Source organism: Escherichia whittamii, assembly GCF_014836715.1.
Lineage (GTDB): Bacteria > Pseudomonadota > Gammaproteobacteria > Enterobacterales > Enterobacteriaceae > Escherichia > Escherichia whittamii.
Genome location: NZ_JACSQI010000018.1, coordinates 15,219 through 28,360, shown reverse-complemented (window position 1 = coordinate 28,360; position 13,142 = coordinate 15,219). Strand labels below are relative to the sequence as shown.

10 protein-coding genes and 1 pseudogene are annotated in these 13,142 nt (G+C 50.9%); 7 read left to right on the top strand and 4 right to left on the bottom strand.

Features of this window, described 5'->3' with window-relative positions:
* Positions 1–15 precede the first annotated feature (15 nt).
* The 7 genes and pseudogenes from sdhB (at position 16) to H9644_RS20080 (ending at position 9,346) form a co-directional block, all read left to right on the top strand.
* Entirely contained in the window at positions 16–732 is a 717-nt protein-coding gene (gene sdhB / locus H9644_RS20110) for a succinate dehydrogenase iron-sulfur subunit SdhB (protein ID WP_064528883.1), read from the top strand.
* A gap of 319 nt (positions 733–1,051) precedes the next feature.
* Positions 1,052–3,853 carry a 2-oxoglutarate dehydrogenase E1 component gene (gene sucA / locus H9644_RS20105; protein WP_064528881.1) on the top strand — a complete coding sequence of 934 codons (2,802 nt, stop codon included), beginning with the start codon at positions 1,052–1,054 and terminating at the stop codon, positions 3,851–3,853.
* Positions 3,854–3,867: 14 nt separating this feature from the next.
* The gene (gene odhB, locus H9644_RS20100) at positions 3,868–5,082 is read left to right on the top strand and encodes a 2-oxoglutarate dehydrogenase complex dihydrolipoyllysine-residue succinyltransferase (RefSeq protein ID WP_064528879.1); all 1,215 of its coding nucleotides are present in this window, start codon (positions 3,868–3,870) and stop codon (positions 5,080–5,082) included.
* Between the two features lie 274 nt (positions 5,083–5,356).
* Entirely contained in the window at positions 5,357–6,523 is a 1,167-nt protein-coding gene (sucC, locus tag H9644_RS20095; RefSeq protein WP_001048602.1) for an ADP-forming succinate--CoA ligase subunit beta, read from the top strand.
* Positions 6,523–7,392, top strand: coding sequence for a succinate--CoA ligase subunit alpha (gene sucD / locus H9644_RS20090; protein WP_064528877.1), 870 nt, complete (start codon positions 6,523–6,525; stop codon positions 7,390–7,392). Before sucC ends, sucD begins: the two co-directional genes overlap by 1 nt.
* 473 nt (positions 7,393–7,865) lie before the next feature.
* A pseudogene (locus H9644_RS20085) lies at positions 7,866–8,171 on the top strand (aromatic amino acid lyase); the annotation flags it as partial.
* Between the two features lie 269 nt (positions 8,172–8,440).
* The gene (locus H9644_RS20080) at positions 8,441–9,346 is read left to right on the top strand and encodes a LysR family transcriptional regulator (protein WP_191776276.1); all 906 of its coding nucleotides are present in this window, start codon (positions 8,441–8,443) and stop codon (positions 9,344–9,346) included.
* On the opposite strand, the gene H9644_RS22020 is transcribed toward H9644_RS20080, so the two are convergent.
* From H9644_RS22020 to H9644_RS20060, 4 genes are all read right to left on the bottom strand, one after another.
* On the bottom strand, positions 9,280–9,468 hold the full coding sequence (locus H9644_RS22020; protein WP_404825906.1) for a hypothetical protein: 189 nt from the start codon (positions 9,466–9,468) through the stop codon (positions 9,280–9,282). The two genes, H9644_RS20080 and H9644_RS22020, sit on opposite strands and share 67 nt — an antisense overlap.
* A 46-nt stretch (positions 9,469–9,514) precedes the next feature.
* Positions 9,515–11,167, bottom strand: a complete 1,653-nt coding sequence (locus tag H9644_RS20070; protein ID WP_225221487.1) for a class I fumarate hydratase — start codon at positions 11,165–11,167, stop codon at positions 9,515–9,517.
* Positions 11,168–11,457: 290 nt separating this feature from the next.
* Positions 11,458–11,775, bottom strand: coding sequence for a DUF4387 domain-containing protein (locus H9644_RS20065; protein ID WP_064528869.1), 318 nt, complete (start codon positions 11,773–11,775; stop codon positions 11,458–11,460).
* Positions 11,772–13,142 (bottom strand): acyclic terpene utilization AtuA family protein, encoded by a 1,371-nt coding sequence (locus H9644_RS20060; protein WP_191776273.1) that lies wholly within the window; start codon positions 13,140–13,142, stop codon positions 11,772–11,774. The genes H9644_RS20065 and H9644_RS20060 overlap by 4 nt, the downstream gene beginning before the upstream one ends.

The window sequence follows — 13,142 nt, the reverse complement described above, 5'->3', positions numbered from 1 at the left end:
TGCGGAGACAGGAAAATGAGACTCGAGTTTTCAATTTATCGCTATAACCCGGATGTTGATGATGCTCCGCGTATGCAGGATTACACCCTGGAAGCGGATGAAGGTCGCGACATGATGCTGCTGGATGCGCTTATCCAGTTGAAAGAGAAAGATCCCAGCCTGTCGTTCCGCCGCTCCTGCCGTGAAGGTGTGTGCGGTTCCGACGGTCTGAACATGAACGGCAAGAATGGTCTGGCCTGTATTACCCCGATTTCGGCACTCAACCAGCCGGGTAAGAAAATTGTAATTCGCCCGTTACCTGGTTTACCGGTTGTCCGCGATTTGGTGGTAGACATGGGACAATTCTATGCGCAATATGAGAAAATCAAGCCTTACTTGTTGAATAATGGGCAAAATCCGCCAGCTCGCGAGCATTTACAGATGCCAGAGCAGCGCGAAAAACTCGATGGGTTGTATGAATGTATTCTCTGCGCATGCTGTTCAACCTCTTGTCCGTCTTTCTGGTGGAATCCCGATAAGTTTATCGGTCCGGCAGGCTTGTTAGCGGCGTATCGTTTCCTGATCGATAGCCGTGATACCGAGACTGACGAGCGGCTCGACGGTTTGAGCGATGCATTCAGTGTATTCCGCTGTCACAGCATCATGAACTGCGTCAGTGTATGCCCGAAAGGGCTGAACCCGACGCGTGCCATCGGCCATATCAAGTCGATGTTATTGCAGCGTAATGCGTAAGCCCCAGGCCTGATAAGACGCGTAGGCGTCGCATCAGGCAACCAGTGCCGGATGCGGCGTGAACGCCTTATCCGGCCTACATAGCTACACGTCATTACCCGTAGGCCTGATAAGCACGGCGCATCAGGCGTAACAAAGAAATGCAGGAAATCTTTAAAAACTGCCCCTGACACTAAGACAGTTTTTAAAGGTTCCTTAGCGGACGCAGAAAACACGACAAGTCCGCAACAAGTGAACCCCGGCACGCACATCTGATGTGAAATGTGCGTGGTAGTATCCACGGCGAAGTAAGCATAAAAAAGATGCTTAAGGGATCACGATGCAGAACAGCGCTTTGAAAGCCTGGTTGGACTCTTCTTACCTCTCTGGCGCAAACCAGAGCTGGATAGAACAGCTCTATGAAGACTTCTTAACCGATCCTGACTCGGTTGACGCTAACTGGCGTTCGACGTTCCAGCAGTTACCTGGTACGGGAGTCAAACCGGATCAATTTCACTCTCAAACGCGTGAATATTTCCGCCGCCTGGCGAAAGATGCTTCACGTTACTCTTCAACGATCTCCGACCCTGACACCAATGTGAAGCAGGTTAAAGTCCTGCAGCTCATTAACGCATACCGCTTCCGTGGTCACCAGCATGCGAATCTCGATCCGCTGGGACTGTGGCAGCAAGATAAAGTGGCCGATCTGGACCCGTCTTTCCACGATCTGACCGAAGCTGACTTCCAGGAGACTTTCAACGTCGGTTCATTTGCCAGCGGCAAAGAAACCATGAAACTCGGCGAACTGCTGGAAGCCCTGAAGCAAACCTACTGCGGCCCGATTGGCGCCGAGTATATGCACATTACCAGCACCGAAGAAAAACGCTGGATTCAACAGCGTATCGAGTCCGGTCGCTCGACGTTCAACAGCGAAGAGAAAAAACGCTTCTTAAGCGAACTGACCGCTGCTGAAGGTCTTGAACGTTACCTCGGCGCAAAATTCCCAGGCGCAAAACGCTTCTCGCTGGAAGGCGGCGACGCGTTAATCCCGATGCTCAAAGAGATGATCCGCCACGCTGGCAACAGCGGCACCCGTGAAGTGGTTCTTGGGATGGCGCACCGTGGTCGTCTGAACGTGCTGGTGAACGTGCTGGGTAAAAAACCGCAAGACTTGTTCGACGAGTTTGCCGGTAAACATAAAGAACACCTCGGCACGGGCGACGTGAAATACCATATGGGCTTCTCGTCTGACTTCCAGACCGATGGCGGCCTGGTTCACCTGGCGCTGGCGTTTAACCCGTCTCACCTTGAGATTGTAAGCCCGGTAGTTATCGGTTCTGTTCGTGCCCGTCTGGACAGACTTGATGAGCCGAGCAGCAACAAAGTGCTGCCAATCACCATTCATGGTGACGCCGCAGTGACCGGGCAGGGCGTGGTTCAGGAAACCCTGAACATGTCGAAAGCGCGTGGTTATGAAGTTGGCGGTACGGTACGTATCGTTATCAACAACCAGGTCGGTTTCACCACCTCTAACCCGCTGGATGCCCGTTCTACGCCGTACTGTACTGATATCGGTAAGATGGTGCAGGCGCCGATTTTCCACGTTAACGCGGACGATCCGGAAGCCGTTGCCTTTGTTACCCGTCTGGCGCTCGATTTCCGTAACACCTTTAAACGTGATGTCTTCATCGACCTGGTGTGCTATCGCCGTCACGGCCACAACGAAGCCGACGAGCCGAGCGCAACCCAGCCGCTGATGTATCAGAAAATCAAAAAACATCCGACGCCGCGCAAAATCTACGCTGACAAGCTGGAGCAGGAAAAAGTGGTGACGCTGGAAGATGCCACCGAGATGGTTAACCTGTACCGCGATGCGCTGGATGCTGGCGATTGCGTAGTGGCAGAGTGGCGTCCGATGAACATGCACTCCTTCACCTGGTCGCCATACCTCAACCACGAATGGGACGAAGAGTACCCGAATAAAGTTGAGATGAAGCGCCTGCAGGAGTTGGCTAAACGCATCAGCACGGTGCCGGAAGCGATTGAAATGCAGTCTCGCGTTGCCAAGATTTATGGCGATCGCCAGGCAATGGCTGCTGGTGAGAAACTGTTCGACTGGGGCGGCGCGGAAAACCTCGCTTACGCCACTCTGGTTGATGAAGGCATCCCGGTTCGCCTGTCGGGCGAAGACTCCGGTCGCGGTACGTTCTTCCACCGCCACGCAGTGATCCATAACCAGTCTAACGGTTCCACTTACACGCCGCTGCAACACATCCATAACGGTCAGGGCGCGTTCCGCGTCTGGGACTCCGTTCTGTCTGAAGAAGCAGTGCTGGCGTTCGAATACGGTTATGCCACTGCAGAACCCCGCACTCTGACCATCTGGGAAGCGCAGTTCGGTGACTTCGCTAACGGTGCTCAGGTGGTTATCGACCAGTTCATCTCTTCTGGTGAACAGAAGTGGGGCCGTATGTGTGGTCTGGTCATGCTGCTGCCGCACGGTTATGAAGGACAGGGACCGGAACACTCCTCCGCGCGTCTGGAACGTTATCTGCAACTTTGCGCCGAGCAAAACATGCAGGTTTGCGTACCGTCGACCCCGGCACAGGTTTACCACATGCTGCGTCGTCAGGCGCTGCGCGGGATGCGTCGTCCGCTGGTGGTCATGTCGCCGAAATCGCTGCTGCGTCATCCGCTGGCAGTTTCTACGCTGGACGAATTGGCGAACGGCACCTTCCTGCCGGCCATCGGTGAAGTCGATGAACTTGATCCGAAAGGCGTTAAACGTGTAGTGATGTGTTCTGGTAAGGTTTATTACGACCTGCTGGAACAACGTCGTAAGAACAATCAACACGATGTCGCCATCGTGCGTATCGAGCAACTCTACCCGTTCCCGCATAAAGCGATGCAGGAAGTGTTGCAGCAATATGCTCACGTCAAGGATTTTGTCTGGTGCCAGGAAGAGCCGCTCAACCAGGGCGCATGGTACTGCAGCCAGCATCATTTCCGTGAAGTGATTCCATTTGGGGCTTCTCTGCGTTATGCAGGCCGCCCGGCCTCCGCCTCCCCGGCGGTAGGGTATATGTCCGTTCACCAGAAACAGCAACAAGATCTGGTTAATGACGCGCTGAACGTCGAATAAATAAAGGATACACAATGAGTAGCGTAGATATTCTGGTCCCTGACCTGCCTGAATCCGTAGCCGATGCCACCGTCGCAACCTGGCATAAAAAACCCGGCGACGCAGTCGTACGTGATGAAGTGCTGGTAGAAATCGAAACTGACAAAGTGGTACTGGAAGTACCGGCATCAGCAGACGGCATTCTGGATGCGGTTCTGGAAGATGAAGGTACAACCGTAACGTCTCGTCAGATCCTCGGTCGCCTGCGTGAAGGCAACAGCGCCGGTAAAGAAACCAGCGCCAAATCTGAAGAGAAAGCGTCCACTCCGGCGCAACGCCAGCAGGCTTCTCTGGAAGAGCAAAACAACGATGCGTTAAGCCCGGCGATCCGTCGCCTGCTGGCTGAACACAACCTCGATGCCAGTGCCATTAAAGGCACCGGTGTAGGTGGTCGTCTGACCCGTGAAGATGTGGAAAAACATCTGGCGAAAGCTCCGGCGAAAGACGCTGCACCAGCAGCAGCCCCGACTGCTCAACCGGCACTGGCTGCACGTAGCGAAAAACGTGTACCAATGACTCGCCTGCGTAAGCGTGTGGCAGAGCGTCTGCTGGAAGCGAAAAACTCCACCGCCATGCTGACCACGTTCAACGAAGTCAACATGAAACCGATTATGGATCTGCGTAAGCAGTACGGCGAAGCGTTTGAAAAACGTCACGGCATCCGTCTGGGCTTTATGTCCTTCTACGTGAAAGCGGTGGTTGAAGCCCTGAAACGTTACCCGGAAGTGAACGCGTCTATCGACGGCGATGATGTGGTTTACCACAACTATTTCGACGTCAGCATGGCGGTTTCTACGCCGCGTGGTCTGGTGACGCCGGTTCTGCGTGATGTCGATACCCTCGGCATGGCAGACATCGAGAAGAAAATCAAAGAACTGGCAATTAAAGGCCGTGACGGCAAGCTGACGGTTGAAGATCTGACCGGTGGTAACTTCACCATCACTAACGGCGGTGTGTTCGGTTCCCTGATGTCTACGCCTATCATCAACCCGCCGCAGAGCGCAATTCTGGGTATGCACGCTATCAAAGATCGTCCGATGGCAGTGAATGGTCAGGTTGAGATCCTGCCGATGATGTACCTGGCGCTGTCCTACGATCACCGTTTGATCGATGGTCGCGAATCTGTGGGCTTCCTGGTAACGATCAAAGAGTTGCTGGAAGATCCGACGCGTCTGCTGTTGGACGTGTAGTAGTTTAAGTTTCACCTGCACCGTAGACCGGATAAGACATTATCGCCTTCTCCGGCAATTGAAGCCTGATGCGACGCTTGCGCGTCTTATCAGGCCTACGGGGACCACCAATGTAGGTCGGATAAGGCGCTCGCACCGCATCCGACAAGCGATGCCTGATGCGACGCTAACGCGTCTTATCAGGCCTACAGGTGACCGACAATGCCCGGAAACGATACGTCATATTCGGTCTACGGTTTAAAAGATAACGATTACTGAAGGATGGACAGAACACATGAACTTACATGAATATCAGGCAAAACAACTGTTTGCCCGCTATGGCTTACCAGCACCAGTGGGTTATGCCTGTACTACTCCGCGCGAAGCAGAAGAAGCCGCTTCAAAAATCGGTGCCGGTCCGTGGGTAGTAAAATGTCAGGTTCACGCTGGTGGCCGCGGTAAAGCGGGCGGTGTGAAAGTTGTAAACAGCAAAGAAGACATCCGTGCTTTTGCAGAAAACTGGCTAGGCAAGCGTCTGGTAACGTATCAAACAGATGCCAATGGCCAACCGGTTAACCAGATTCTGGTTGAAGCAGCGACCGATATCGCTAAAGAGCTGTATCTCGGTGCTGTTGTTGACCGTAGTTCCCGTCGCGTGGTCTTTATGGCCTCCACCGAAGGCGGCGTGGAAATCGAAAAAGTGGCGGAAGAAACCCCGCACCTGATCCACAAAGTTGCGCTTGATCCGCTGACTGGCCCGATGCCGTATCAGGGGCGCGAGCTGGCATTCAAACTGGGTCTGGAAGGTAAACTGGTTCAGCAGTTCACCAAAATCTTTATGGGCCTGGCGACCATTTTCCTGGAGCGCGACCTGGCGCTTATCGAAATCAACCCGCTGGTCATTACCAAACAGGGCGATCTGATTTGCCTCGACGGCAAACTGGGCGCTGACGGCAACGCCCTGTTCCGCCAGCCTGATCTGCGCGAAATGCGCGACCAGTCGCAGGAAGATCCGCGTGAAGCACAAGCTGCACAGTGGGAACTGAACTACGTTGCGCTGGATGGCAACATCGGTTGTATGGTTAACGGCGCAGGTCTGGCGATGGGTACGATGGACATCGTTAAACTGCACGGTGGCGAACCGGCTAACTTCCTTGACGTTGGCGGCGGCGCAACCAAAGAGCGCGTAACTGAAGCGTTCAAAATCATCCTCTCTGACGACAAAGTGAAAGCCGTTCTGGTTAACATCTTCGGCGGTATCGTTCGTTGCGACCTGATCGCTGACGGTATCATCGGCGCGGTAGCGGAAGTGGGTGTTAACGTACCGGTAGTAGTACGTCTTGAAGGTAACAACGCCGAACTCGGCGCGAAGAAACTGGCTGACAGCGGCCTGAATATTATTGCAGCAAAAGGTCTGACGGATGCAGCGCAGCAGGTTGTTGCCGCAGTGGAGGGGAAATAATGTCCATTTTAATTGATAAAAACACCAAGGTTATCTGCCAGGGCTTTACTGGTAGCCAGGGGACTTTCCACTCTGAACAGGCCATTGCATACGGCACTAAGATGGTTGGCGGCGTAACCCCAGGTAAAGGTGGTACTACCCACCTCGGCCTGCCGGTGTTCAATACCGTGCGTGAAGCCGTTGCTGCCACTGGCGCTACCGCTTCTGTTATCTACGTACCGGCTCCGTTCTGCAAAGACTCCATTCTGGAAGCTATCGATGCAGGCATCAAACTGATTATCACCATCACTGAAGGCATCCCGACGCTGGATATGCTGACTGTGAAAGTGAAACTGGACGAAGCAGGCGTTCGTATGATCGGCCCGAACTGCCCGGGCGTAATCACTCCGGGTGAATGCAAAATCGGTATCCAGCCGGGTCACATTCACAAACCGGGTAAAGTGGGTATCGTTTCCCGTTCCGGTACACTGACCTATGAAGCGGTTAAACAGACCACGGATTACGGTTTCGGTCAGTCGACCTGTGTTGGTATCGGCGGCGATCCGATCCCTGGCTCTAACTTTATCGATATTCTCGAAATGTTCGAAAAAGACTCGCAGACCGAAGCGATCGTGATGATCGGTGAGATCGGCGGTAGCGCTGAAGAAGAGGCGGCTGCATACATTAAAGAGCACGTTACCAAGCCAGTTGTTGGTTACATTGCTGGTGTGACTGCGCCGAAAGGCAAACGTATGGGCCACGCGGGGGCCATCATTGCCGGTGGGAAAGGGACTGCGGATGAGAAATTTGCTGCCCTGGAAGCCGCAGGCGTGAAAACCGTTCGCAGCCTGGCTGACATCGGTGAAGCACTGAAAACTGTTCTGAAATAAATATCTGTAATAAGAAATAGCCCTCGCCGCTTCCCTCTACAGGAATGGCGAAGGGCTGTCGGTTTCGACATGGTTGGCCATCTTATGATGGCCTTTTTTTATGCCTTAAACGTTAACCACGGTTGAAATCTGACCGCAGGCAGCTTTCTGCTGGGCGTCGATAACCGCAGCAATATCCTTAAAGCGACAGGCGCGTCCTCACGATGTCATTTTGTGGAAAATGAAAATTCATATTCTCCATGAACCATATTTTAAAATTTTCTGTGCATACCTGTTTTTTCTGTTTCGAATTATCTGTCACGCTCCAATTTTTATTATTTTAAGGATAATGGGTAAATGGATCCTGACTGCGGGTCTGGGGGGCATGGGCGCGCACAACCGCTGGCGGTGACTCTGGCGGAAACTTGATAATTAAATATCGAGTGACAGCAAAGTAGCATCGACTTTCGTCTGCGTACCCGTTACCTGTTTCTTTCGATATTCAACCCGTTGCCGGAGGTATTGAAGATACCGGTGCCAATAACGACCACGCGGCCAGAAGATTGAAACAGGTTGTCGATAATCTGAACGTGATTTATGGCATTGAACTGATGCATTCCGCACAGGCTCTCGATTTGCGGTTGCAGGCCAATCCACAACTGGCATTAGGAAAATCCACCAAAGCGATGTTTACCGAATATAGAAAAGTCGTGCCGTTTGTCGACCAGGATCGGGTCTTTACCCCAGATATTGCAGCTTCGCAAAAATTCTTAGAAGGATATGCTATAAATCAAAAATAAATTTTTTGTTGATTGTTTATCATAATATCCACAGATATGATAATTGCTATCAATTTAATAATCTTCACTTAACTCGAATCATAATAATCCGAAGGGCGCTGTGCTTTTCGGATTATTATTATCTGATTGAGAGAATTGTCACGACGGGCTTGTGGGTTATAAATATCGTTCATGATTTTTATAAAATATTTATCGCTGCTTTGGTTGCCATTACTTAGCAATAAGTAATGATTTTTTGATAGTTTAAACTATTTTTAAGGGACGGCATTATGAGAGGAAAAATACCCAAAACGGAATTGCTGGTAACTTTTGAGGTAGTCGCACGCCATGAAAGTTATACCAGAGCGGCAGAGGAGTTAGCGTTAACTCAAAGCGCAGTATTCAGGCAAGTTAGCGCACTGGAAGAGTTTCTACATATATCATTATTTGCGCATTCTAAAAGAAGAATATTTCTTAATGATGCCGGAAAGCATTATCTGGGAATTGTTAAAGAAACATTGAATAAGCTTGAACGTGACACAAATACTATCATGACCTGGCAGCCTACGGTTCAGGTTATTGAGCTTGCTGTCAATCCGACTTTCAGTACGCACTGGTTGATCCCTAATTTACGTGAGTTCAATAAATTGTATCCCGATATTATTGTCAATATTCACTCATTGGCTAATAACGGGGATTTTCTGAATCGGGAATACGATGCCGTCATTATGCGTGAAAATTTTTGCGTGCCCTGGTCGGAGGTAGAATATCTCTTTGAGGAAGAGATCCTGCCGGTATGCAGCGGCAGTTTACTTTCACTTCCTGACCAAAAACTGTCTGTTGCAGAGCTATTAAGTGAGCTACCACTGCTGCATCAAAGTACCCGTATTACTGGCTGGGAAGAGTGGTTTGCATTGTCTGGCGTTAGTAGCCCGTTGGTGAATAACGGGCCACGTTTTGATTTACTTTCAATGCTGATTGCCGCCGTGCGATCTAATCTCGGTGTGGCGCTTTTGCCTCGGTTTGCAATTCAACACGATTTAGATAGCGGTGATATGGTGATCCCGTGTGATGTGCCTATTCGCACCGGCAATCGATTTATTATGACGTGGCGGGAAGAGAAGGCTGATTATCCGCACTTGCAACTCTTTCGTGAGTGGTTGTTTGCAAAATCGGTCGTACCGGAGGAGATGTAAAACCTGCGCCTGGCGAGATGCCAGGCGCAGTCATTACCAGTCGATACCTGGCTGTGCCTGACCGGGTGATTTGGCAGTGAAGCGTTCACCTCTTCAGTATCCAGAAAATGGTAAGCCAGCATAAAGGTCAGCTCATCCAGCACGACTAAATCGTAACGTTCACTTTCATTAATGCCCCGCAGGGCAAGTGGCGCAGCGGTGTTGCTGCTCAAACTGGCTAAAGAAATTATTGCCTTTATCATCCACCAGAATGAACGCGGGCAAGTTTTCAACCTCCATCATCCACACTGCTTCCATGCCCAACTCCGGATATTCCAGGCAATGCAGGCTTTTGACATATTCTTGCGCCAGTAACGCCGCCGCACCGCCGATACTTCCCAGATTAAAGCCGCCATGTTTGTGACAGGCATCGGTAACCTGCTGGCTGCGGTTGCCTTTCGATAACATCACCAGACTGCCGCCAGCGGCCTGGAAGGCGTCGACATAACCATCCATTCGACCGCCCGTAGTTGGCCCAAGAGAACCACAGGCCATATTTTCCGGTGTTTTCGCAGGGCCAGCGTAATAGACGATATGATGCTTCAGGTAATCCGGCATCGGTTCGCCGTTATCCAGTCGTTCTTTTATTTTGGCGTGGGCGATATCACGCTCCACCACAATGGGGCCGCTTAACGACACACGGGTGCCGATCGGTAATGTGGCGAGATCATGCATTACTTCACGCAATGGACGATTTAGATCAATCTGTACGTTATGTGCGTGATTTTCTTCCCGCATTGAGGCTGGAATATATTGCCACGGATTATGTTCGAGTTTTTCCAGCCAGATACCGTGCTTGTTAATTTTGGCTTTAATATTACGATCGGCGGAACAGGAGAGCGCCATAGCAATTGGGCTGGAGCCACCGTGGCGCGGCAGACGAATAACACGAATATCATGAGCGAAATATTTGCCACCAAACTGAGCACCAATGCCAAATTGTTGGCTGGCGTCGAGTAAGGTTTTTTCCAGCTCAACATCGCGGAAAGCTTGTCCCTGCTCGTTTCCGCTGGTGGGCAGATTATCGTAGTATTTTGTCGACGCTAGTTTGGCGACTTTTAACGCCTGATCGGCAGAAAGTCCCCCGACGACAAAGGCGATGTGGTAGGGCGGACAGGCGGCAGTTCCCAGCGATTTCATTTTTTCGATTAAAAACGCAGTCAGTTTTTCTGGTTGCAGGAGAGATTTGGTTTCCTGGTAAAGCGCAGCTTTATTGGCGGAGCCACCTCCTTTATTGACACACAGAAAATGGTACTCGTCGCCGGGGACGGCGCTGATATCAATCTGTGCCGGAAGATTGGTTTGTGTATTGACTTCGGTATACATATCCAGCGGCGCATTTTGTGAAAAGCGCAGATTATTTTCCTGGAAAGTGGTGTAAATACCTTTGCTTAAGGCTTCGGCGTCATTGCCTCCGGTCCAGATGTGTTGCCCTTTGCTGGCGACAATGGTGGCGGTGCCGGTGTCCTGGCAGTTGGGTAATATCCCTTTTGCTGAGACTTCGGCATTGCGCAGTAGCTGCAAGGCCACATATCTGTCATTACTGCTGGCCTGCGGATCGTTCAGAATGCTGGCGACTTGTTGCAGGTGAGCGGGACGTAAGAAAAAAGAGGCTTCATAAAATGCCTCCCGGGCAAGCAACGTTAATGCTTCCGGGGCGACTTTTATCACTTCTTCGCCGTCTATTTCCGTTACTGTAATGTATTGATTGCTGATTAATTTATATTCCGTTGCGTCTTTATATTGTAAAAACGGTTCTTGCCAGATAAATGGTTTAGACATAATGTGTTCTCACATTGTGGTTATTTTTACCGAATGATAAGGCAGGCCTTTTTTCCCGCAGAGACTGGATGAGTTATATCACGTTGTCATTCGGTATTGACTTAAGTATTATTTAATTACGAGTGATTGTTTTATGATTTTTAGGGGAACGTAGGCCACTATTTATTCCTGCTGTGATAATATTGGCGCGCATCGTAATCTATTTTATTGATATGTTTAGATAAATGCACCTGACATAAATATCTGTGCAGGTACATTTATGGGATTGATAATCTAAACAGTATTAATTACTAAATATCAAAATGAATGCTTAATAAAGGGGCGTGCTGCTGCGCACCATAAACATCATTATCGCCCACATTCCCGGAGATGATATCTCGTGGCATGACGATTTTTACTGCATTAGAAGGATCAAACCAGACAATACGATGAATAAAGTCAGGTTCAACATGATATAAGTCAGCAATCAGTTCTGGGGTTAATTGCCCGGATGATTTAACGCGCTCATAGTTTTCTTTCGTTTTAAATAAAATATCTAACACCAGCTCGTACGGCCCGGCATTTTTCGAGCGGATAACCTGTGCCAGTGAGACAATAGACTGTTTCATGCCTGAACTCCTTCTGGCGTCACCTGTTCAATATGGAAATCAAAACGCAGTGCGTCGTTGGCTTCAATCAGGTGATAGATAGAAAACTCGTATACGGGGCCACTCTGGATATCAGAAGGGGAGAACGGGAACGCCAGGTTGCCCGCAGTGGCGATGCGATTTTCATAGCCATAGTGCAACATAGTGGAGCGCACCAGTGAGCAAACACTGTTGGCGATTTCTTGCGTCGGTGCGACCACATCCAGGACGATCCCCAGTTCATGTCCGGCAGTTTCCACGGGCTCGTGGTCGCCCATGACACCATTTTTACCGTACAGGTGGAATGTCATTCGAATACTGTCATCGGGAAGTGACAGGTTGCGCGTCACGCTGGCTTTGACCTCTTCAATGATTTTGTCGATCCCGGCGATCATGATTGGGTCGCGAGTGCCGGCGATGGTCAGGCAGCGGAAGCCCACCTGCCGCGCGCCTTCCAGCTTCAGTGCATATGGCGTTTCTTCATGCTTAGAACCGCTGACATAAACTTCACCGTCGTTCACGGCTTTGAAGGTGCAGCCTTTCAGATTCAGAACACCGCCAGGTCCCGGCAGGAAGTAGGGATCGGATTTCTCATACAGCGTGTGTGCAGCTGCTGACGTTTCGGTAAATTTACGCTGCGGATTAAATGTCTTTAGTGTAAAGCCGTTGTCATCAATGATGCCCATCGCACAGTCAGAGCCAGAACCGGGCGTTGCGGCGATTGCCGCGCACTCAAGAATTTTCCCACAATGCAGCGCCAGCCCTTCGTCAAAGCCTTGCATGATTGGTAGCGCGGCAAAACAGGCCGGATCATAAGCCCGGCCGCCCAGTACCACCTGTGCGCCTTCTTTCAGCGCCCGCTGGAAGGGTTCAATACCCATTTGCGCGACGATATAGGTACTTTCGTCAATCGCGTCGTGTGTTAACGGCGGGACAAAATCCAGTGCCGTGATTTTGCCGTTATCCAGCGCCTGGTGGACGATGGCTTTGTCAACGTCCGCCGGGATCAGCGCCATCGAGAACGAAAGTTTTTCCTCTTGCGCAATCTCGTGAATAATTTGACGACACCATTCAAGATGCGGGGCAGCACCAGAACCACCTGCCGTCCCGATCACCACCGGAATATTATTTTGTACCCCTGCGGTTATCATATAGCGCAGGTCGCGTTTAACCCCCGCGCGGTCGGTAAATGGTTTACCCGCCCCCAGATAGTGCGGTCCAGGATCGGAAGAACCGGCGTCAACGGCGATCAGGTCGGGAGATTCCGCCATCGCTTTGCGGAAGCTCTCTTCAGGGAAGCCATAACCGAGGATTGCAGTAGGTGATAAGACTTTAAAAGAACGAGCCAT

What these genes read in the sequence shown, in the direction of transcription:
- sdhB (WP_064528883.1), top strand. Translation starts at nt 16, where the DNA reads ATGAGACTCGAGTTTTCAATTTATCGCTATAACCCGGATGTTGATGAT.
- sucA (WP_064528881.1), top strand. Translation starts at nt 1,052, where the DNA reads ATGCAGAACAGCGCTTTGAAAGCCTGGTTGGACTCTTCTTACCTCTCT.
- odhB (WP_064528879.1), top strand. Translation starts at nt 3,868, where the DNA reads ATGAGTAGCGTAGATATTCTGGTCCCTGACCTGCCTGAATCCGTAGCC.
- sucC (WP_001048602.1), top strand. Translation starts at nt 5,357, where the DNA reads ATGAACTTACATGAATATCAGGCAAAACAACTGTTTGCCCGCTATGGC.
- sucD (WP_064528877.1), top strand. Translation starts at nt 6,523, where the DNA reads ATGTCCATTTTAATTGATAAAAACACCAAGGTTATCTGCCAGGGCTTT.
- H9644_RS20080 (WP_191776276.1), top strand. Translation starts at nt 8,441, where the DNA reads ATGAGAGGAAAAATACCCAAAACGGAATTGCTGGTAACTTTTGAGGTA.
- H9644_RS22020 (WP_404825906.1), bottom strand. Translation starts at nt 9,468, where the DNA reads ATGCTGGCTTACCATTTTCTGGATACTGAAGAGGTGAACGCTTCACTG.
- H9644_RS20070 (WP_225221487.1), bottom strand. Translation starts at nt 11,167, where the DNA reads ATGTCTAAACCATTTATCTGGCAAGAACCGTTTTTACAATATAAAGAC.
- H9644_RS20065 (WP_064528869.1), bottom strand. Translation starts at nt 11,775, where the DNA reads ATGAAACAGTCTATTGTCTCACTGGCACAGGTTATCCGCTCGAAAAAT.
- H9644_RS20060 (WP_191776273.1), bottom strand. Translation starts at nt 13,142, where the DNA reads ATGGCTCGTTCTTTTAAAGTCTTATCACCTACTGCAATCCTCGGTTAT.